This is a genomic window from Cryobacterium sp. Hz7, assembly GCF_004402815.1.
GTDB lineage: Bacteria > Actinomycetota > Actinomycetes > Actinomycetales > Microbacteriaceae > Cryobacterium > Cryobacterium sandaracinum.
Map to the genome: position 1 here is coordinate 85,241 of NZ_SOFB01000035.1, position 20,484 is coordinate 105,724.

The following is a 20,484-nucleotide window of genomic DNA, read 5'->3' on the forward strand; positions in this document are numbered from 1 at the left end:
CCGTGTTCACCACCATTTACCCGCAGCTGATCGGTCTCTGCACCGGCACCCTGCTGCTCACCAGCGCCCTGATGGTCTGGCGGCACTCGCTGCTGGCGTCGATCCGGCTGCTCAGCGTGCAGGGCTTCGCGCTGGCCGCACTGGTCGCCGTGATCGGCCTGGAGGAGGGCGAGGTCGAGGTGATCCTCGTCTCGCTGCTCGTACTGCTGGTCAAGGGTATGGGCCTGCCGTGGGTGCTCGCCCGCGAGACCCACGCCACCACCCGAACGGATGAGGCGCCGCGCCTCAACCCGACGGCGGCCCTGCTGACCGTGGCGCTTCTGACCATCCTCAGCTACGTCGTGGCCAGTCGGGTGCTCGCCGGCGACATCAGCATCTCGGCACACGCGGCTCCGATCGGCCTGGCCATGGTGCTGATCGGTTTCCTGCTGCTGGTCACCCGCCGGCAGGCCGGATCACAGCTGATCGGCTTCCTCGTGCTCGACAACGGCATCGCCACCGTCGCGTTCCTGACCTCGGGCGGTGTGCCGCTGTTCCTCGAGCTCGGCATCTCCCTCGACGTGCTGCTGGTCGTCGTCATCCTCTACGTCTTCGCCGGCCGTATGCGCACCAAGTTCGGCAACACCGAGATCGATCAGCTCAGAAAGTTGCACGACTGATGTCATTCGCCCTCTGGACCCCCCTGGCCATTCCGGCCCTCCTCGCCGTGCTGAGCCTCGGCGTGCCCTCCCCCGCACTACGCCGGCTCAGCCCCATCGCCTCCAGCGTCGCCGTGCTCATCTCGGGCCTGCTCCTGGTGAGCGTCGTGCTCGCGGACGAAGTTCCCACACTGGGCGGCGGGCTGCTCCGCGCCGACGCGCTCAGCGCCTACATGCTCACCGTGGTCGGCGCCGTCGGGCTTGTCTCCACCTGGGGCGGGCTCGGCCACGCGACGGCCGAGCCCGCGCGGTTCACCGGCTCCTACGACGCCCTGATCTCGATCTTCCTGGCCGCGATGAGCCTCGCGGTGCTCGCCGACAACATCGGCCTGATGTGGGCCGCGGTCGAGGCCACCACCATCGCCACGGCCTTCCTGGTCGGCCACCACCGCACCCCCCGATCGCTGGAAGCCGCCTGGAAGTACGTCATCCTCGGCTCCGTCGGCGTGGCCATCGCCCTGCTCGGCATCGTTCTCATCTACGCCGCCTCGCGCGGCACGGGCGAAGCAACCCTGTCCTGGCTCGTGCTCAGCCAGGCCGGCCTGCCACTCGACCCCGCGTTGATCCGCGCCGGCGGCGCCCTCGCCGTGCTCGGCTTCGCCACCAAGGCCGGGCTCGCCCCTATGCACAGCTGGCTGCCCGACGCGCACAGCCAGGCGCCCGCACCCGTCTCCGGGCTCATGTCCGGCGTCCTGCTCGCGGTCGCCCTCTACGCCATCCTGCGCATCCAGACCATCACCGACGCCGTGATCGGGCCGGACTTCCTGCGCATCATGCTCAGCGTCGGCGGGCTGCTCTCCCTCTTCGTGGCGGCAGCGCTTCTGATCCGCCAGCGCGACTTTAAACGGATGCTGGCCTACTCCAGTATCGAGCACATGGGCATGATGGCCGTCGGCGCGGCCATCGGCCCGGCGGCCCTGCCGGCCGTGCTGCTGTACGTGCTCGGCCACGGGCTGACCAAGGCCACCCTGTTCGTGATCTCGGGCCGCATACTCGAGGTCGAGGGCACTCCGAAGATCGACGACGTGCGCGCCCTGCTCGTGCGGCGGCCGGGGCTGGCCGTGCCCTGGCTGATCGCCATGGCCGCTCTGATCGGGTTCCCGCCGTTCAGCATCTTCTTTTCCGAGGTCGCCATCATCGTGGCCGGCTTTTCCACCGGCCTGGGCGTGGTGGTCGGCATCGCTCTGGTACTGCTGCTCGTCATCTTTGCCAGCCTCACCCGGTTGACGGTGGCCATGACGATCGGGGCGCCTGCGGCCACGGCCGTCCCGGTCGTCCCGGCTGCGGGGGCCGGGGCATCCGTCACCGGAGCCGTCCCGGTCTCCGTTCCGAGCGCATCCGTCACCCTGGCGGACGCCGAGCCGCACCCGGACGACCCCCTCGTGCCGGACCGGTCGGGGCACGGGCCGATGCTGCCGCTCATCCTCGCCCTGGGCACCACCGCGGTGGTGGCCTTCATAGCGGAGCCAGTCGGCACACTCCTGACGCGTGCGGCCGAGGTTCTGGGAGGAATCCAATGACGACCCCGAATCCGGTGCGAGCCGCCACCCCCGAGGTGCGCACGCTCACGCGCGACGAACTCCGGGGCGAAGCCGCCGCCTTGCTGACCGATGGAAACCGGCTCGCGCTGGTCGCGGGCCACGACGACGGCGACCGGCTGCGCGTGGTCTACTCCTTCGTCGCCGTCTTCCCCCGGCGCCAGATCGACCTCGTCGTGCCCGTCCCCTATGACGACGCCTGGATTCCGAGTCTGGCCGACCTCTCGTTCCCGGCCGGCAACTTCGAGCGCGGCACCCGCGACCTGTTCGGCGTGCGGCCGGCGAACCACCCTCAGCCCCACCGGTTGGTGCGCCACGGCCACTGGCCCCGCGGCTGGTACCCGATGCGGAAGGACGCCACGGCCACCCCCGAATTCGAACCCGACGTCGAGTCGTTCCCGTTCGTGGAGGTCGAGGGCCCCGGGGTCTACGAGATCGCCGTCGGCCCCATCCACGCCGGCATCATCGACCCGGGCCACTTCCGCTTCTCCGTGGTCGGCGAGACCATCGTGCGGATGGAAGCCCGCCAGTGGTACATGCACCGCGGCGTCGAGCGGCTCTTCGAGGGTCGTCTGCCTGCGGACGGCATCGATATGGCCGAGCAGCTCGCCGGCGACACCGTCATCGGCCACACGCTGGCCTACACGATGGCGATCGAGGCGGCCTCCGGCATCGAGATCTCCGAGCCCGACCGCCTGCTGCGCGCCCTGCTGCTCGAACTCGAACGCCTCTACAACCACGTCTCCGACCTCGGTTCGCTGGCCAACGACGTGGGGTTCGGCGTCGTGAACTCGCACACTCAGCGGCTCCGCGAAACACTACTGCGCATCAACAAGACCGTCACCGGCCACCGCTTCCTGCGCGGGGCGCTGTCGGTGGGCGGGGTACGCGTTCTCGCCCTGCCGGATTCCGCCGCCCTCCGCGGCGTCGCCGCCGACGTTCAGGAGATCATCGCGATCACCCTCGGGCACGCGATCGTGCGGGACCGGTTCACCGGCACGGCCCCGTTGCCCACCAGCCAGGCCGAGGCCATGGGCACGCTGGGCTATGTGGCGCGGGCATCCGGTGTCGACGCCGACGCCCGCCGCGACCATCCCTTCGTCGATCTGGGTGAGCACTTCCACGTAGTCACCGACACCGGCGGCGACGTGCTCAGCCGCTACCGGGTGCGCGCGGGCGAGTTCGAGGTGTCCATTGCGGTGGCGATCGACCTCATCGCCCGGCTGGGCGCGCACCGTGGTGGTGCGGCCGCGGCGTCATCTCCGGTGGCGGCGACAACGGATGCGGCGACGACGGATGCGGCGAGCGGCCTTGCCCTCGTCGAGGGCTGGCGCGGAACCATCTGCCACCGGGTCGAACTAGGGCCAGACGGTGCCATCACGCGGCTGAAGGTCGTCGACCCGTCCTACTTCAACTGGCCTGCGCTGCCCGTGGCCCTGTCCGAGACGATCGTGCCGGACTTCCCCCTCGTGAACAAGAGCTTCAACCAGTCCTACGCCGGCAACGACCTCTAGCGGCGCGTCCGCTATAGCCCGGTGTCGAACCAATTCGTCCGGGACGGAGCAGGCCTAGGGCTCGGGCTACTGCGAGTCCTGCTCGATGGTGCGGAGCAGGGCGTGGGAGTCTTCAAGGCTGGACACCAACATCCGTTTGGAGATGGCCAGGAGCTCGGCGACACCCGGGTCCCGCAGACCGTAGAAGATGGTGTTGCCCTCTCGTCGGGTGGCGACAACGCCGGCGCGGCGCAGGACCCCCAGCTGCTGGGACAGGTTCGACAGTTCCGCCCCGAGCACCTCGGCCAGGCTGCCGACGGAGCGCTCCCCGCCGGCCAACTGCTCCAGAACCTGCACCCGCAACGGATGCCCGAGAGCCTTGAAGAGGTCAGACTTCAATTGGGCCATGGGTAGTCCGGTCATCGACACAGTCTGATCATATCGCTAACCTGTAATACTTTCAAATAGGTGCTGGTCTTGAGCCGCGGGGAACGGGATCGGCCGCCGGATCGGGAACACGCGCGACATCGGGCGGGCACTCGACCACCGCGGGATGCAAAAAGCCCGCCCTGCCGGAGCAGGACGGGCTTTCCGTCTAGCCGACTAACCTGGCGAGAGGTTGTCGGTAGATCTAGCGGACTACGCCTCGGTCGGAACCGGTGCGTCCTCGGTGCCGGCCTTGGCCGACTCATCGAGGACCGGGGCGAGCGAGAGCTTGCCACGGTCGTCAATCTTGGTGATCTCCACGAGGACCTTCTGGCCCACGCCGAGCACGTCTTCGACGTTCTCAACCCGCTTGCCACCGGCGAGCTTGCGCACCTCACTGATGTGCAGCAGGCCGTCCTTGCCGGGAAGCAGGGAGACGAATGCGCCGAACGCGGCGATCTTGACGACGGTTCCGAGGAACTGCTCGCCGATCTCCGGGTTGGTCGGGTTCGCGACGGCGTTGACCATGGCGCGAGCGGCCTCGGCCGACGGTCCGTCAACGGCGCCGATGTACACCGTGCCGTCTTCCTCGATGGAGATGTCGGCACCGGTCTGGTCCTGGATCGAGTTGATCATCTTGCCCTTCGGGCCGATCAGCTCGCCGATCTTGTCGACCGGGATCTGGACGCTGATCACGCGGGGCGCGGTCGGTGCCATCTCGTCGGGACGGTCGATGGCGGCGTTCAGCACGGCCAGGATGGTCGCGCGAGCGTCCTTGGCCTGGGTGAGCGCGCCGGCGAGAACGGATGCCGGGATGCCGTCGAGCTTCGTGTCGAGCTGGATCGCGGTGACGAACTCGCTCGTGCCGGCGACCTTGAAGTCCATGTCGCCGAGGGCATCTTCGGCGCCGAGGATGTCGGTGAGAGCCGCGTAGCGGGTCTTGCCGTCAACGGTGTCGGAGATGAGGCCCATGGCGATGCCGGCGACAGGTGCGCGCAGCGGCACACCGGCGTTGAGCAGTGACAGGGTCGAGGCACAGACGGAACCCATCGAGGTGGATCCGTTGGAGCTGAGCGCCTCGGAGACCTGACGGATGGCGTAGGGGAATTCCTCACGCGTCGGCAGCACGGGGACCAGGGCACGCTCAGCGAGCGCTCCGTGGCCGATCTCGCGGCGCTTCGGCGTTCCGACGCGGCCGGTTTCACCGGTCGAGTAGGGCGGGAAATTGTAGTTGTGCATATAGCGCTTCTTGGTGACCGGGCTCAAGGAGTCGATCGTCTGCTCGAGCTTGAGCATGTTCAGCGTGGTGACACCCAGAATCTGGGTCTCGCCGCGCTGGAAGATCGCGGAACCGTGCACGCGCGGGATGATGGCAACCTCGGCGTCGAGCGGGCGGATGTCCGCGAGCCCACGGCCGTCGATGCGGATGCCCTCGTTGAGGACGCGCGAGCGCACGGCGAGCTTGGTGACCGACTTGTACGCGGCGGAAACCTGGTTGTTCGCGCTGGCGTCGAGTTCGCCGGCGGCGACCTTGGCCGCGATGGTCTCCTTGACGGATGCCTTGAGCGCGTCATCCGCATTCTGGCGCTCGATCTTGTCGGCGATCTGATAGACGGCCTTCAACTGGTCGTACGCGAGAGCGGCGACGGCGTCGTAGGTGGCCGGCTGGTAGGGCGGGAACACCGGGTAGGCGCCGGTCGGCTTGGCGGCCGAGGCGGCAACCTTCTGCTGCGCCTCGATGAGCTGCTTGATGAAGGGCTTCGAGGCTTCGATGCCCTCGGCGATGACCTCTTCGTTCGGCTTGATGGCGCCGCCCTTGATGAGATCCCAGGCGTTGTCGGTGGCTTCGGCCTCGATCATCATGATCGCGACGTCCTGCGCGCCGTTGGCGTCGGTCACCACACGACCGGCGACGACCATGCTGAACACGGCGTCGACGATCTGCGAGTGCTTCGGGAAGGCAACCCACTGGCCGGAGCCGTTCTCGTCGGGGATGAGGGCGACGCGAACGCCACCGATCGGGCCCGAGAAGGGGAGGCCGGCGAGCTGGGTCGACATCGAGGCCGCGTTGATCGCGAGCACGTCGTAGTACTCATCCGGCGCGATGGCCAGAACGGTGACGACAACCTGGATCTCGTTGCGGAGTCCGTCGACGAAGGACGGGCGCAGCGGCCGGTCGATCAGACGGCAGGTGAGGATAGCCTCGGTCGACGGGCGACCTTCGCGACGGAAGAAGCTGCCCGGGATGCGTCCGGCAGCGTACATGCGCTCTTCGACGTCAATGGTGAGGGGGAAGAAGTCGAAATTCTCCTTCGGCTGCTTGCTGGCGCTCGTGGCGGAGAGAAGCATGGTCTCTTCGTCGATGTAGGCGGCGGCAGAGCCCTGCGCCTGCTGGGCGAGACGCCCGGTTTCGAAACGGATGGTGCGTGTGCCGTACTTGCCGTTATCGATAACGGTTTCGGCGAACGTGATTTCTGGACCCTCCATATGGGGGTTCTCTCCTTTGGTTTTTGCTTCTCGCCATTCTGGCGATGAAGACTCGGTTGCCCGTATGGCGCGCGAGCTGGACGCGGAGAAGAAGGGTGCGAGAGCTGGCCACCAGTAGAAATTCACCAACTGCGGATGTTGCCGGCAAGTTGGGAAACCACCACCGAGGACCAGCGCGCTGCCGATCTGCTCCGTACTGAGCGTGATTCTGCGTGGCCAATCCAAGGATTAACCTCCTCAAGCCTAACAGAAGACGTTCAGCCTGCTGGTTTCTCGCGCCCGGCCGCGCCCCGGTCCGGCAGCACGGCGTCGAACACCGGGCCGTCGACGCAGACCAGCGGCCCCTCGACGGCGGGATCCGTGGCGACGGGCGCGGCGCATCCGTGGCAGTAGCCGAGGCCGCAGGCCATGTGAGCCTCCAGCGAGACCTGCACCGGCGCGCCCCACTCGGCGCCGAGATCGGCGGCGAGGCGGGCGAGAACTCCGGCGCCGCAGGCCAGGATGACGTCGGGCGGAGCCCAGGCGAAAAGCCCGCGCAGCCGTTCGCCGAGCGCCGGCAGCGCGCTCGAGCCGTCGTCGTCGGTGACGGGGATGACCGTGGCGCCCAGCTCGGCGCAGTCGGCCAGGCCGATCAGATTGGCCGGCGACCTCCCGCTGAGCACGACCGTGGCGGCGATGCCGAGCCGGGCGGCGTCTTCGACCGAGCCCATGATGGCGCAGACGCCGACACCGCGGCCGATCATCAGGGCCGTGCGGGGCGCCTCTGGACCAGTCTCAGTCGGGAGGGCGGCATCCGGGAACTCGAAGCCGCGGCCCAGCGGGCCGGTGACCAGGAGGCTCTCGCCCACGAGTACGTCGGTGAGCGCGGTGGTGCCGCGGCCGGCCGAGCCGTAGATGACCTCCACGGTGCCCTGGTCGGGGTGGCGGCGGTGGATGGCCATCGGGCGTGGGAGCAGGATGCGCTCCCCGCCTGTGGGGGGCACGGTGATCATCAGGAACTGTCCGGCGAGGGCGGTCGTCGCAATGGTGTCGGTGGCCAGTACGAGCCGGCGGTACCGCTCTCCCACGACCTCGTGCACGAGAACGCGGGCGTCGTCCCAGACCGGGTCGGGCCGAGGCATCCGCTCGGGCGGTCGCACCGCGATGAGGCCGTCCAGCGCGGCCTCGTCGGCCGCGGCGAACGCCTGCTGGCGGCGCAGGGCGGCGAGGGCCCCGAGGGCGGTCGTAACGGTCATCAGGCCCTCCACAATTCGATCAGTCCGGTGATGTCGGCCGCGGCAACGCCCTCGCAGCGCTCCTGCAGGGCGCGAACGATTTCGACCATGGCGAACGGGCGTCCGAAGCTGGCCGTGCCGACCTGCACGGCGTGGGCGCCGACCGAGAAGTAGTCGAGGGCGTCGTCGGCGGTTTCGATCCCGCCGCAGGCGATCACCGGGATGTCGACCGCTCGGGAGGCCAACCAGACCAACCGCAGCACGACCGGGCGGATATTCGGGCCGGACAGACCGCCGATCACGTTGCCGAGAATGGGGCTCCGCGTAGCGGCCGTGAGCGGCAGCGCCGGGATCGAGTTGGCCACGCAGACGGCGTCGGCGCCGGCCGCCTCAGCGGCCTGGGCACAGTCCGCGATCGAAGAGACGAGCACCGGCAGCTTGACGATCAGGGGCTTGTCGGTCTCCAGGCGCACAGCATGCACGACCTTCTCGATGGCGTCGGGATCGGAGCCGATGTCGGTGCCGTGGCGGTCGAGGTTCGGACAGGACACGTTGAGCTCGTAGGCGTCGCCCGCTCCCCGCAGGCCCCGCACGACGGGGGCGTACTCGCCCGAACGGTGGCCGCCGACGCTGACGATCACGGGCACGCCGAGCGCCAGGTAGAGCGGGTGTTGCGACGCCAGGTAGCCGGCGGCCCCGCGGCTCGGGATGCCGACGCTGTTGACCATCCCGGCCCGGAGCTCGGTCAGCCGGTGCGCCGCGTTGCCGCCGCGCGGGGTGCCGAACACGGTCTTGGTGACCACGGCGCCAAGCTCGGCGACCGGGATCAAGCGTCCGAGCGAAGGCCCGAAGCAGCCCGAGGCCGGCATGACCGGGTTGGCGAGGGTGAGGCTGCCGATTCGCACGGAGAGGTCGACCGCCACGGAGGCGGCGGGACGGGCGTCGAAGAAGGCGCGGCGCGCATCCATTGATGGCTGAGGCGGCGCGATGGTCATGGTGTCTGCTTCCGCGGGAGAGGTCACGGGCGGGCGACGGATGCCGCGAGCAGACTTATCGCGGCGTCGGCCTTCAGCGAGGCGTGCGTGGGTGCGTCGGGAACGTGAGCGGGCCGGTTCACGGCCAGCTCCGTGCGGAGCACGGGCACCACCTCGCCGCCGAGGATGTCGAGCTGATCGAGCACGGTTTTCAACGGCAGTCCGGCGTGGTCGATCAGGAAGAGCTGACGCTGGTAGTCGCCGAAGTAGTCGCGCATGCCGGCGTAGCGGTCGATGATCTGCTGCGGGCTGCCGACGGTCAGCGGCGTCTGCTCGGTGAACTCCTCGAGGCTCGGGCCGTGGCCGTAGACCGGGGCGTTGTCGAAGTAGGGCCGGAATTCGTCGACGGCGTCCTGCGAGTTCGTGCGCATGAAGACCTGCCCGCCGAGGCCCACGATGGCCTGGTCGGCTCGACCGTGGCCGTAGTGCTCGAACCGGGCCCGGTAGAGCCCGATCAGCTTGAGGTAGTGCTCCTTGGGCCAAAAGATGTTGTTGGCGAAGAAGCCGTCACCGTAGAACGCGGCCTGCTCGGCGATCTCCGGGCTGCGGATGCTGGCGTGCCAGACGAACGGCGGCACCCCGTCGAGCGGGCGCGGCGTCGACTGGAACCCCTGCAGCGGGGTGCGGAACTGGCCCTCCCAGTCCACGACGTCCTCGCGCCACAACCGGCGCAGCAGCGCGTAGTTCTCCAGCGCCAGCGGGATGCCCTGGCGCACGTCCTGGCCGAACCACGGGTAGACCGGGCCGGTGTTGCCGCGACCGAGCATCAGGTCGACCCGCCCACCGGAGAGGTGCTGGAGCATGGCGAAGTCTTCGGCGATCTTGACCGGGTCGTTCGTCGTGATCAATGTCGTGGCCGTGGAGAGGATGATGCGCTCGGTCTTCGCGGCGATGTAGCCGAGCAGCGTCGTCGGCGACGAGGGCACGAAGGGCGGGTTGTGGTGCTCACCGGCGGCGAAGACGTCGAGGCCGACCTCTTCGGCCTTCTCGGCGATGGCGACCATGGCCGTGATGCGCTCGTGCTCGGTGGGGGTGTGGCCCGTCGTGGGGTTGACCGTGAGGTCACCGACGGTGAAGATCCCGAATTGCATGTGCAGCCTCCCACTCGCGCGGCGCGCAGCGCGCAGCGCGCATGGACGATTCTATTCGCTGGCGGCAGCGGCCAATCGGCCGAGCGAGCGCTGGATGGCAACAGCCGCGGCCCCGCGGGCCCAGGAGGAGACCCCGCTGTCGTCAACGACGATTGTCAGCGGTGTCGCATCCGGGTCGCGGTCGGCTCGCGCAGCGGCGATGACCTCCTCGGATGCCAGCGCCCACAGTGGCATCCCCTCGCCGGAGAGCACGATCGTGTCGAGCATCCCGATATTGGCGATCACCGCGATCAATCGGCCCAGTCCGCGACCGGTGGCGGTGACGACGGATGCCGCAGCCCGGTTCCCCTCCACCGCGAGCCGGAGCACCTCGTCGTAGTCGACCTCGCGGCCGAGGGCCACGCTGACCTGGGCAGAAACACTCTGGCTCGTGAGCATTGCCTGCGAGCAGCCGCGGTGTCCTTCCGGGCAGAGCGGCCCGTTCGGGTCGAGCGGGATGTGCCCACCGAGGCCCAGGCCGCTGTCGGCCGTCACGATCACCTGGTCGTTGACGACCAGTCCGTAGCCGACACCGACGCCGATGGTCAGAACCGCGAAGGTCGGGACACCCCGGACCGCTCCGAACCACTGCTCGGCGGAGGTGAGCGCGACGACATCGTTCTCGATCGTGACCGGAATTCCGAGCAGTCGCTCGAGCCGCGTGGCCAGGTCCACGTCGTGCCAGCCCAGGAACGGCGCCCGGGTCACGACCCGGGCGCCGGTGACATGCCCACCCACGCAGACGCCGAGCGCCGACAGCCCATCCGGGCCGCCGAGCTCGCGCACGACCTCGTCGATTCGGGCCACAACGTGCTCGACAGTGTGATCGGCGAGCACCCGCCGGGCCGAGCCCACCTCGTTGGCCCGCAGGTCGGTGAGCACCGCGAAGACGTCGTCGCCGGTGAGTTTCACCCCGACGAACCGACTGGCATCCACCCGGACGTCCAAGGGCCGGGCCGGGCGCCCGACGGTTCCGTCGCGGTCTTCGCTGCCCTCGACGAACAGGCCACAATCGAGGAACGGCTTGCTCAACCGCGTCAGGCTGGCCGGTGACAGTCCCAGGCGACGGCCGAGGTCGCTGCGGGAGATCGGGCCGTGGATGAGCACGGCTCGCGCGAGTTCCCGGGAGGTCTCGCTCACTGTCGACGCCGCATCCGTGGTCATATCCGCCCCCTGAGGTGCCATTTATTCCATAGTGGCATGAATACCATGGCCCGAGCGGACTCTTCATCTCGCGGGAGCGGCAAATTTCCCGAATTGACGTCCTATTCTTTTTGCCGTAGAAAGATTCATGCAGCGACATGACGGCCTAAGGAGCCCCGCAATGACGGATACGACGACGTACCAGACACCCGCCCGGCGACGCCACCGGTCGAGGAGGTTGCGGACGCTCCGGCGACCCATGGCACTCCTCCTGGCCGGTACGCTCGGGATCGGCGCCCTCAGCGGCTGCGCCCCGGGTCAGAGCGACGTCGTCACCCTCGATTTCTTCCAGTTCAAGTCCGAGGCCATCGCGGACTTCGACGGCATCATCGCCGATTTTGAGGCAGAGAACCCCGGCATCCGGGTGACCCAGAACGCCGTCCCCGATGCGGACACCGCCATCCGCACCCTACTGGTCAAGAACAAGGTGCCCGATGTGATCAGTCTGAACGGATCGGGGAACTTCGGCCAGCTGGCGCGGGCCGGTGTCTTCCACGACTTCAGTGGCGACCCCGTTCTCGACCGGATCAACCCGGCCGTTCAGGACATCGTCGGGGCCCTCGGCTCCTACCAGAACGAGGTGAATGCCCTCGGCTTCGCGAACAACGGCAACGGCGTTCTCTACAACCGTGACATCTTCGCCGCGCAGGGCATCGAGATTCCCACCACCTGGGACGAGTTGATCGCCGTCTGCGACACGCTCCAGGCGGCCGGTATCGCCCCGTTCTACGGCACCGCGGCCGACGCATGGACAGTGCAATCCTCCCTGAACGGTATCGGCGCCCAACTCGGCGGCGACGATTTCTTCCCCGATCTCCGCGCGGAGGGTGAGGAGGTGGGTCCCGACTCGGCCGTCTCGTTCGCGAAGAACTACGACGAGACGTTCGAGAAGCTGCAGACGCTGTATTCCTACGCGCAGGACGGCTACCTCGGCCGCACGTACGAAGACGGCAACCTGGCTTTCGCGAACGGCGAATCGGCCATGCTGATGCAGGGGATCTGGGCCCTCAGCCCGATCCTGGCCAACAACCCCGACATCAGCGTCGGCGGTTTCCCCTACCCTGTGACGGATGACCCGGCCGACATCGAGCTCGTCTCCGGTGTCGACGTGGCCATTGCCATCGGCCGCGACACACCGCGCCTCGCCGAAGCCCGACTTTTCGTGGACTTCCTCTTTCAGGAGGATGTGCAGAACTCCTTCGCAGCCTCACAGAACATGTTCTCGACGGCCCGGGACGCAGCCGAGAACACCAACCCGGCCCTGGCGGAACTGCAACCGTACTTCCAGGCCGGCCGGATCACCGGTTTCGTCGATCACCAGATCCCGGCGAGCATCCCGCTCGGGCCCATCGTGCAGCAGTTCCTGACCGACGAGAACAGCGCGAAAGCGCTGGCGACCCTCGACAACGAATGGCGCAAGGTCGCGTCACGCACCACCTCGACACGAAGCGGAGACTAACTGATGGTTACTTCCGTCCTGACCCGGCCCCGGCCGGAGCAGACGCCCCGAGCGTCGCGGCCGAGCGCGGCGCGGCGACGCGTCGGCGCCACCCCGCGCGCCTTCTACTGGATGGTCGTCCCCGCGGTCGCCGTCTTCGCGCTGCTGCACACCGTCCCGGTACTCATCGGCATCTTCTTCTCCTTCACTAACTACGCAGGCTTCGGCTCGTGGGACTTCGTCGGGTTCGGCAACTTCATCGCCCTGTTTCAGGACGACCGGGTACTGAAGGCCTATGGCTTCACCTTCGGCTTCGCCATCGTCGCCACCATCCTCACCAACGTGATCTCGCTGGCCATCGCGGTCGGACTCAACGCGAAGATCGCGTTCCAGTCCACCTTTCGCGGCATCTTCTTCATCCCCTACGTGCTGGCGATCCTTGTCGTCGGTTACGTCTTCCAGTATTTCTTCGCCAATTCGCTCCCCCGGATCCTGTCGAACGTCCCGGTGTTCCGTGACAACATCCTCACCAACCCGGACTGGGCGTGGACGGCCATCGTCGCCCTCGCGGTCTGGCAGGCCTGCGCGTTCGCGATCATCCTCTACCTGGCCGGTCTGCAGACGATCCCTCAAGAGCTCTACGAGGCATCCGCCATCGACGGGGCCACGCCGGGACGGCAATTCCGGTCGATCACGTTCCCCATGATCAGCGCCTTTTTCACCATCAACATGGTGCTGAGCCTGAAGGGGTTCCTGCAGACCTTCGACCACATCGTCGCCCTCACCGCCGGCGGGCCGGGCACCTCGACCGAATCGATCACCCTGCTCATCTTCCGGGGCGGTTTCCAAGGCGGCGAGTTCGCCTACCAGTCCGCCAACGCGGTGCTGTTCGTCATCGTGATCATGCTCGTCTCGTTCCTGCAGTTCCGAGTTCTTCAGCGCACGGAGGCCGACTTCTAATGGCTATCACCATCGACTCCCCCGCCACGGTCGAACCCGCATCCCCCCGGGCGGCCCGTGACTCGCGCGGTGTCCGGCGCATCAAAGACAACCGCACCCGGATCAACTGGTGGGCCACCATGCTGATCGCGGTCTGCGCGATCACCGTGCTGGTGCCGCTCTACTTCGCCGTGATCACCGCGCTGAAGACCCCCGACCAGCTCGGCGGCACCGGGTTCGCGCTCCCCACCAGCGTCCACTGGGAGAACTTCGCCGACGCCTGGACGCTGACCAAATTCCCGCAGGCGCTGATGAACACAGCCCTGATCACCGTCGGCGCCGTCATCCTCACCCTGCTGACGAACTCGCTCGTGGCGTACGCGATCGCCCGCAACCTGCACAAGCCGTTCTTCACGGGCGTCTACTTCTACCTGCTGTCCGCCATTTTCATCCCGTTCCCGATCATCATGCTCCCAGTCGTGAAAGAGACGGCCCTGTTCGGTCTGGACAACCAGGTCGGGTTGATCTTGCTCTACGCGGTGTTCGGGCTCTCGCTCAACGTCTTCATTTACGTCGCGTTCATCAAATCGATCCCGATCGAGCTGGAGGAGGCGGCCTACACCGACGGGGCGACCACCTGGCGGGTTTACTGGCAGATCATCTTCCCCTTGTTGACCCCGATGAACGCGACCGTCGGCATCCTCACCTGTGTCTGGGCGTGGAATGACTTCATCCTGCCTCTCGTCGTTCTCTCCGACCCGGCGGCACGCACCCTGCAACTCTCCCAATTCGTGTTCCAGGGCCAGTTCAACACCAACTACTCGGCCGCGTTCGCCTCATACCTGATGGCCATGGCCCCGCTGCTGATTGTGTACATTTTTGCCCAGCGCTGGGTTATCTCCGGCGTGATGAGAGGATCGATCAAATGACGACACCCGCACCAACGTCCGGGATGACCGCCCCCGCGACCGGCGCCTCCTGGTGGACCAGCGCCGTCGTCTACCAGGTGTATCCGCGCAGCTTCGCGGACTCGGACGGCGACGGGATCGGCGACCTCGGCGGCATCCGTTCGAAGCTCGACTACCTCGCCGAGCTCGGCGTTGACGCGGTCTGGCTCTCTCCGGTCTACCCGTCGCCGCAACATGACAACGGCTACGACATCAGCGACTACCAGGACATCGAACCGGTCTTCGGCAGCCTGGCGGAGTTCGACCTGCTGCTGGTCGAGGCCCACGAGCGCGGCATCAAGATCGTGATGGACCTGGTGGTGAACCACACCAGCGACGAGCACGCCTGGTTCCGGGAATCACGCTCGTCGCTGACGAACCCGAAGCGCGACTGGTACTGGTGGCGCAAGCCCCAGGCCGACGGTGGCCCGCCGAACGGCTGGGGCAGCGCCTTCAGCGGCCCGGCCTGGTCGCTCGATCCCGCCACCGATGAGTACTACCTGCACCTGTTCGCCAAGCAGCAGCCGGACCTCAACTGGGAGAACCCCGAGGTGCGCCAGGCCGTCTACGCGATGATGAACTGGTGGCTGGACCGCGGCGTCGACGGCTTCCGGATGGACGTGATCAACTTCATCGCCAAGCAGGTCGAGCTGATCGACGGACCGGCCCCGGCCACCGGCGGCGGCTCGCCGATGGGGGCGCAGATCCATGAGTTTCTGCAGGAGATGCACCGCGAGGTCTTCGACGGCCGCGGAGGGCGGCACCTCACCGTCGGCGAGATGCCGGGCGTGAGCACCGACGACGCCCTGCTGTTCACCGACCCGGCCCGGCGCGAGGTTGACATGATCTTCCAGTTCGAGCATGTGGGCCTCGACCAGGGCGAGCACAAGTTCGAGGTGCTGCCTCGCAGCCTGACGGCGCTGAAGAAGAGCCTGTCACGCTGGCAGGAGGGTCTGGCCGAGACCGGCTGGAACAGCCTCTACCTGAACAACCACGACCAGCCCCGATTGGTGTCGCGCTTCGGCAATGACACCTCCTTGCGCTACGAGTCGGCAACTCTGTGGGCCCTGGTGTTGCACCTGCACCGCGGAACGCCCTACATCTACCAGGGCGAGGAGATCGGCATGACCAACGTGCGGTTCGACTCCATCGACGACTACCGTGACCTCGAATCCCTCAATCACTACCGCGAGGCCGTGGAAGAGTTCGACCTGGACCCCGGCACCGTGCTCGCCGGAGTGCAGACCATGGGCCGCGACAACGCGCGCACGCCCATGCAGTGGGATGCCTCGCCGCAGGCCGGTTTCAGCACCGGCACGCCGTGGCTGGCCGTGAACCCGAACAGCGTCACGGTGAACGTGGCCGCCGACCTCGCGAGCATGCGGAGTGTGTTCCGCTTCTACCAGCGCCTGATTGCGCTGCGGCATGAGAGCGAGGTGGTCGCCCTCGGCGATTTCACCCTGCTCGAACCCGACCACGACGCGCTCTACGCCTTCACTCGCAGCCGGGGTGAGGAGACGCTGCTCGTCGTCGCGAACGCATCCGATGCCCCATTCACCGACCTGCTTCCGATGGACGTCTCCGGCGCCGATCTGATTCTGGCCAACTATCCGGCCACAACGGATGCCGCCGCACCGTCCTCGAATCCGGTGCTGCGCCCCTGGGAGGCGCGCCTCTACCGGCTGTAGGTCGGCGCAACCCGCCTCGACCGGGGCTCCTCACGGCGCACCAGTTTGAAGGCTGTAAGGACGAGGCCGACGATGACACCGAGCACGGCGCCGCTCCCGTTCGCGACCAGATCGCGCACATCCGGGACCCGGGTCGGCAGGAACTGCTGCGTGAACTCGATCGAGCCGGTGAGTAGGACGGCCACGACGATCGCCAGCCACCAGAACCGGCGTCCGAGCAGGAGCAGCAGAAACACGCCGATCGGGATGAACATGGCGATGTTGGCCGCGAATTCGACCCGCCCGTAGGTGATCCAGTCGGTGGAGTCGTGCCGATTGAAGAATCGGAGCGCCCGGAGCAGCAGCTCGTTGTTCCCACTGTCGAGCGGCTGCGGCCCGAGCGTCACCCAGCCCACGAACGCCAGATAGGCGAGCGTGACCAGGGACAGGACGGGATGGCGGTGCAGCATGGCTCCATCCTTCCCGATGGATGCTGGGGGTCACCCCAGTGACGGCCCCCGACCGCGAAAGCGCGCTACTTGCCCAGCGCTGCCTTCTCCTCGGCGATGACCTCGTCGCGGAGGGTTTCGTCGAAGACGCGCTTGGCCTCGATCCCGACGACGGAGTGACGGCGGCCGTAGAGGAAATACACCGCGATGCCGATCGCGAGCCAGACCGCGAAGCGCACCCAGGTGAGCGTCGTGAGGTTGAGCATCAGCCAGAAGCAGAGCGCGGCCGACAGGATCGGCAGGAAGGGCGAGAAGGGCACCTTGAAGGCCCGGGGCAGGTCGGGGCGCTTCTTGCGCAGCACGACCACGGCGATGCTGACCAGCACGAAGGCCGACAGCGTGCCGATGTTGATCATTTCCTCGAGCACGCCCACGTCGGTGAACCCGGCGATCAGGGCGACCGCGGCGCCGGAGATGATCTGCACCCGGGCGGGGGTGCCGCGCTTGGACGAGGTGACACTCAGGCCGCGCGGCAGCAGGCCGTCGCGGCTCATGGCGAAGAGCACGCGGGAGAGGCCGAGGAGCAGCACCATGATCACGGTGGTGAGCCCCACCAGAATGCCGACCGAGATGACCTGGGCAGCCCAGCCGGCGCCGACCGAGACGAACGCCGTCGCGAGTGAGGCATTGGGGTCGTCGGCGAGAACGGTGTACGGCACCATGCCGGTGAGCACGAGGCTGACGCCGAGGTACAGCACCGTGACGATGGCCAGACCGGCGAAGATGCCGCGCGGCAGGGTCGTCTGCGGGTTCTTGACCTCTTCGGCGCTGGTGGCGACCACGTCGAAGCCGATGAACGCGAAGAAGACCAACGAGGCGCCGGCGAGCAGACCGAACAGTCCGTACTGGGCCGGCTGGGCGCCGGTCATGAACGAGAAAAGGGACTGCATCCAGACGTCGCCGTCGCCGCCCGCGGAGGGCACGGCCTCGGGGATGAACGGCGTGTAGTTCTTCGGGTTGATGAAGAAGGCACCCACGACGATCACGAACACCACGATCGCCACCTTGAGAATGGTGAAGATGCTGGCGACGCGCGCCGACAGCTTGGTGCCCAGCACCAGGAGGGTGGTGAAGATTGCGACGATCACGAACGCGCCCCAGCTGACCTGCAGTCCGAAGACCGCGATCGTGGCCGGGACATCCCAGTTCCAGAGTTCGAAGACCTCACTCAGGTAGATGCCCCAATACTTGGCGATCACGGCCGCGGCGGTCAGCATCTCGAGGATCAGGTCCCAGCCGATGATCCAGGCGAGCAGCTCGCCGAGGGTCGCATAGGTGAAGGTGTACGCCGAGCCGGCCACGGGAACCGCCGAGGCGAACTCCGCGTAACACATGATGGCGAGCGCGCAGGTGACCGCGGCGAGGAGGAACGCCAGGGTGACGGATGGCCCGGCGTAGCTGCCGGCCGCCTTCGCACCGACCGAGAAGATCCCGGCACCGACGGCAACCGCGACGCCCATGATCATGAGGTCCCAGGTGCCCAGCGTGCGCTTGAGGCTGTGCCCCTTCTCGAGGGAGTCGGCCATGGAGGCCTCAATGCTCTTGGTGCGCCAGACGCTCATAACTGGGTGCTTCCGTTCCGTTGGGTATCGGTCAATGCTAGGCCCCCGCGGGGCTTCCCCGACCCCGGACCCCGCAGACCCGGGGGCCGCACCCCCTAGCATTGAGCGGTGCCCACCACCCTCCGCCACTCCCCCGGGGCCAGGGTCGGCCTGTCGATCGCGGTGGCCACCGGCCTCTACGGCATCTCGTTCGGCGCCCTGTCGGTGTCGTCGGGGCTCGACATCTGGCAGACCTCGGCGCTGAGTCTGCTCCTGTTCTCCGGGGGCTCCCAGTTCGCGTTCATCGGGGTGATCGCCGGCGGCGGCAGCGGTGCGGCAGCCGCCGGCGCGGCGGCGCTCCTCGGCATCCGTAACGCGGTCTACGGGATGCAGTTGAACGCCCTGCTGCACCCTCGTGGCTGGCGCCGCTTCGCCGCCGCCCAGGTCACCATCGACGAATCGCTTGCCACGAGCACCGGGCAGACCGTGCTCGTCGAGCAGAAGCGGGGGTTCTGGGTCGCCGGTCTCGGCATCTTCGTGTTGTGGAATGTATTCACCCTGATCGGGGCTCTCGCGGGCGACGCCGTGGGCGACCCGAAACAGTGGGGCCTCGACGGCGCGGCGGTCGCGGCGTTCCTCGGGCTGCTCTGGCCGCGGCTGCGGTCGAAGGAGGCCGGGGCGATCGCCGCGGTCTGCGCGCTGGCCACCGTACTGACCGTGCCGCTCGTTTCGCCGGGCGTGCCCATCCTCGTGGCGGCTGTCGTCGCCGGTGCCATCGGCTGGTTCGGTTTTCGGCACGGGCCGGCGGGCGAGGGTCTCGAGCCCGACGTCGACCCCTATCCCGGTCCACCCGATGCACCCGGTTCGACGGATGCGCAGGCTCCCCGATGAGCGTCTGGTTCTGGATCCTCGTGGCCTGCGCGGCGGCGTTCCTCACGAAGCTGCTCGGCTATCTCGTGCCGCAGAAGTGGGTCACCAACGCGCGCATCGCCCGCGTCGCCGGCGTCCTCACGATCGGCCTGCTGACTTCCCTGACGGTCGCGAACACCGTGGCCACCGGCCAGGAGCTCGTCGTCGACGCACGGCTCGGGGCGCTCGTCGTAGCGGCGATTGCGCTCTGGTTCAAGGCCCCGTTCCTGGCGGTGGTCATCGCGGGCGCGGCAGCGGCCGCCGGGCTCCGGCTGCTCGGTCTGGGTTGAGGGTCTCGCGCGCCAACGGGGGCGGTAGGGTTTTTCCAACGGCAATGCGTCCGTCGACGTTTTTCGATGATGAAGAAAAGAGTGTGTGATGTCCGGGAAATATGAGCTCTACGCGGAACGATCCGGCGGATACCAGTTTCGGCTGAAGGCCAACAACGGCGAAGTGATCGCGACCTCCGAAAGCTATCACTCCAAGGCAGAGGCCCTCAAGGGCATCGAGGCACTGAAGGCCCACGTCAAGTCGCACGTGGTCGACATGACGGAACCGGACGCCTGAATGAATCTCGGTTCTGCCGAGTGAGTCACCGTCGGTTGGTCCTGTGGCTCCCGGAGAGTCGAAGCTGACTGCGCCGTGTGGACGCTGGTCATCCGGCGGAGCACCGTGTGCGGCGTCGAACCAATTCGACGGAGATTCTGGCTCCCCTGCTGTATCCGTGGGTGTTTCGGAGCGCCTTAACGGCCGCACGCCGCTTCCTGTCTAGGTTTCTGACTGTCAAAGGAAAGAAACTTTATAGGCGGGAAAACGGCGTGCGGTCTCTAACAATATGGCGGACTTTGCTCGGTGTCGACAAGACAGTGGTCGAGGACGTTGATCTCGACCTCGTAGCGGGCGTTTTTGTTGCGTCGGTTCGGCTGACCAGGTCGATGCGGAACCGGTGCGGGAGCTGCCAGAAACGCTGTCCGCGCTACGACGAGGGGGCGGGGCGCCGCCGGTGGCGGGGATTGGATTTCGGCTCGCCCCGGGTCTTTCTGGAGGCGGCTGCCCCGCGGGTGTCGTGCCGGGAGCACGGGGTGATCGTGGCCGCAGTCCCATGGGCCAGGCACCAGGCCGGCCACACGCATCACTTTGACTCTCAGGTCGCGTGGCTGGCCACGCAGACGTCTAAGGCCGCGGTCACCGTGTTGATGCGCATCGCGTGGCGGACGGTCGGGGCGATCATCACCCGGGTGTGGGCCGACACGGAAAAGCTCCATGATCCCTTCGCCGGGCTCACCCGGATCGGGATCGATGAGATCTCCT

Annotated in this window: 19 protein-coding genes; 11 read left to right on the top strand and 8 right to left on the bottom strand. The window is 67.5% G+C overall.

The genetic code is table 11. The features are described from left to right. Positions 1-2 precede the first annotated feature (2 nt). From E3N86_RS07895 to E3N86_RS07905, 3 genes are read left to right on the top strand one after another with little or no spacing between them, the layout of a single operon-like run. Positions 3-659: a hypothetical protein gene (locus E3N86_RS07895; RefSeq protein WP_104101117.1), complete on the top strand. Its 657-nt coding sequence runs from the start codon at positions 3-5 to the stop codon at positions 657-659. Beyond that, positions 659-2,218: a proton-conducting transporter membrane subunit gene (locus tag E3N86_RS07900; RefSeq protein WP_134511712.1), complete on the top strand. Its 1,560-nt coding sequence runs from the start codon at positions 659-661 to the stop codon at positions 2,216-2,218. Before E3N86_RS07895 ends, E3N86_RS07900 begins: the two co-directional genes overlap by 1 nt. Further along, a complete protein-coding gene (locus tag E3N86_RS07905) occupies positions 2,215-3,750 on the top strand; it encodes an NADH-quinone oxidoreductase subunit C (protein ID WP_134511713.1) in 1,536 nt (511 codons plus the stop codon). Before E3N86_RS07900 ends, E3N86_RS07905 begins: the two co-directional genes overlap by 4 nt. A 66-nt stretch (positions 3,751-3,816) precedes the next feature. On the opposite strand, the gene E3N86_RS07910 is transcribed toward E3N86_RS07905, so the two are convergent. The 6 genes from E3N86_RS07910 to E3N86_RS07935 all read right to left on the bottom strand — a co-directional run bounded on the left by E3N86_RS07910 (position 3,817) and on the right by E3N86_RS07935 (position 11,205). After that, positions 3,817-4,152, bottom strand: a complete 336-nt coding sequence (locus tag E3N86_RS07910; RefSeq protein WP_104195301.1) for a metalloregulator ArsR/SmtB family transcription factor — start codon at positions 4,150-4,152, stop codon at positions 3,817-3,819. 216 nt (positions 4,153-4,368) lie between these two features. Further along, the gene (locus E3N86_RS07915; protein ID WP_134511714.1) at positions 4,369-6,642 is read right to left on the bottom strand and encodes a polyribonucleotide nucleotidyltransferase; all 2,274 of its coding nucleotides are present in this window, start codon (positions 6,640-6,642) and stop codon (positions 4,369-4,371) included. 257 nt (positions 6,643-6,899) lie between these two features. Next, the gene (locus tag E3N86_RS07920) at positions 6,900-7,877 is read right to left on the bottom strand and encodes a dihydroorotate oxidase electron transfer subunit (protein WP_198411610.1); all 978 of its coding nucleotides are present in this window, start codon (positions 7,875-7,877) and stop codon (positions 6,900-6,902) included. Then, complete coding sequence (locus E3N86_RS07925) at positions 7,877-8,851, bottom strand: dihydroorotate dehydrogenase (RefSeq protein ID WP_134511715.1); 975 nt, start codon at positions 8,849-8,851, stop codon at positions 7,877-7,879. The genes E3N86_RS07920 and E3N86_RS07925 overlap by 1 nt, the downstream gene beginning before the upstream one ends. A 23-nt stretch (positions 8,852-8,874) precedes the next feature. Continuing rightward, positions 8,875-9,981 carry an LLM class flavin-dependent oxidoreductase gene (locus E3N86_RS07930; RefSeq protein ID WP_134374744.1) on the bottom strand — a complete coding sequence of 369 codons (1,107 nt, stop codon included), beginning with the start codon at positions 9,979-9,981 and terminating at the stop codon, positions 8,875-8,877. A gap of 51 nt (positions 9,982-10,032) precedes the next feature. Next, positions 10,033-11,205, bottom strand: coding sequence for an ROK family transcriptional regulator (locus tag E3N86_RS07935; RefSeq protein ID WP_233191414.1), 1,173 nt, complete (start codon positions 11,203-11,205; stop codon positions 10,033-10,035). Positions 11,206-11,422: 217 nt separating this feature from the next. Between E3N86_RS07935 and E3N86_RS07940 the strand changes: the two genes are divergently transcribed. The 4 genes from E3N86_RS07940 to E3N86_RS07955 are packed head-to-tail and all read left to right on the top strand — an operon-like array spanning position 11,423 to position 16,235. Next, on the top strand, positions 11,423-12,682 hold the full coding sequence (locus E3N86_RS07940; RefSeq protein WP_134511716.1) for an ABC transporter substrate-binding protein: 1,260 nt from the start codon (positions 11,423-11,425) through the stop codon (positions 12,680-12,682). Positions 12,683-12,685: 3 nt separating this feature from the next. Then, positions 12,686-13,621: a carbohydrate ABC transporter permease gene (locus E3N86_RS07945; protein WP_134374620.1), complete on the top strand. Its 936-nt coding sequence runs from the start codon at positions 12,686-12,688 to the stop codon at positions 13,619-13,621. Beyond that, positions 13,621-14,529, top strand: a complete 909-nt coding sequence (locus E3N86_RS07950; protein ID WP_134343014.1) for a carbohydrate ABC transporter permease — start codon at positions 13,621-13,623, stop codon at positions 14,527-14,529. The genes E3N86_RS07945 and E3N86_RS07950 overlap by 1 nt, the downstream gene beginning before the upstream one ends. Further along, positions 14,526-16,235, top strand: a complete 1,710-nt coding sequence (locus E3N86_RS07955; RefSeq protein ID WP_241985982.1) for an alpha-glucosidase — start codon at positions 14,526-14,528, stop codon at positions 16,233-16,235. Before E3N86_RS07950 ends, E3N86_RS07955 begins: the two co-directional genes overlap by 4 nt. Here E3N86_RS07955 and E3N86_RS07960 read toward each other — a convergent pair. Both E3N86_RS07960 and E3N86_RS07965 read right to left on the bottom strand, forming a co-directional pair. Then, positions 16,223-16,684: a VanZ family protein gene (locus E3N86_RS07960; RefSeq protein WP_104101106.1), complete on the bottom strand. Its 462-nt coding sequence runs from the start codon at positions 16,682-16,684 to the stop codon at positions 16,223-16,225. The genes E3N86_RS07955 and E3N86_RS07960 overlap by 13 nt on opposite strands. Before the next feature lie 65 nt (positions 16,685-16,749). Beyond that, on the bottom strand, positions 16,750-18,285 hold the full coding sequence (locus E3N86_RS07965; protein ID WP_104101105.1) for an amino acid permease: 1,536 nt from the start codon (positions 18,283-18,285) through the stop codon (positions 16,750-16,752). Positions 18,286-18,393: 108 nt separating this feature from the next. Between E3N86_RS07965 and E3N86_RS07970 the strand changes: the two genes are divergently transcribed. From E3N86_RS07970 to E3N86_RS07985, 4 genes are all read left to right on the top strand, one after another. Then, positions 18,394-19,155, top strand: a complete 762-nt coding sequence (locus E3N86_RS07970) for an AzlC family ABC transporter permease (protein ID WP_104101104.1) — start codon at positions 18,394-18,396, stop codon at positions 19,153-19,155. Then, the gene (locus E3N86_RS07975) at positions 19,152-19,463 is read left to right on the top strand and encodes an AzlD domain-containing protein (protein ID WP_104101103.1); all 312 of its coding nucleotides are present in this window, start codon (positions 19,152-19,154) and stop codon (positions 19,461-19,463) included. The genes E3N86_RS07970 and E3N86_RS07975 overlap by 4 nt, the downstream gene beginning before the upstream one ends. Positions 19,464-19,551: 88 nt before the next feature. After that, positions 19,552-19,740 (top strand): DUF1508 domain-containing protein, encoded by a 189-nt coding sequence (locus E3N86_RS07980; protein WP_104101102.1) that lies wholly within the window; start codon positions 19,552-19,554, stop codon positions 19,738-19,740. Positions 19,741-19,991: 251 nt separating this feature from the next. Then, positions 19,992-20,484 (top strand): transposase family protein (locus tag E3N86_RS07985; RefSeq protein ID WP_134511721.1); only part of this gene is annotated, 493 nt, incomplete at its 3' end.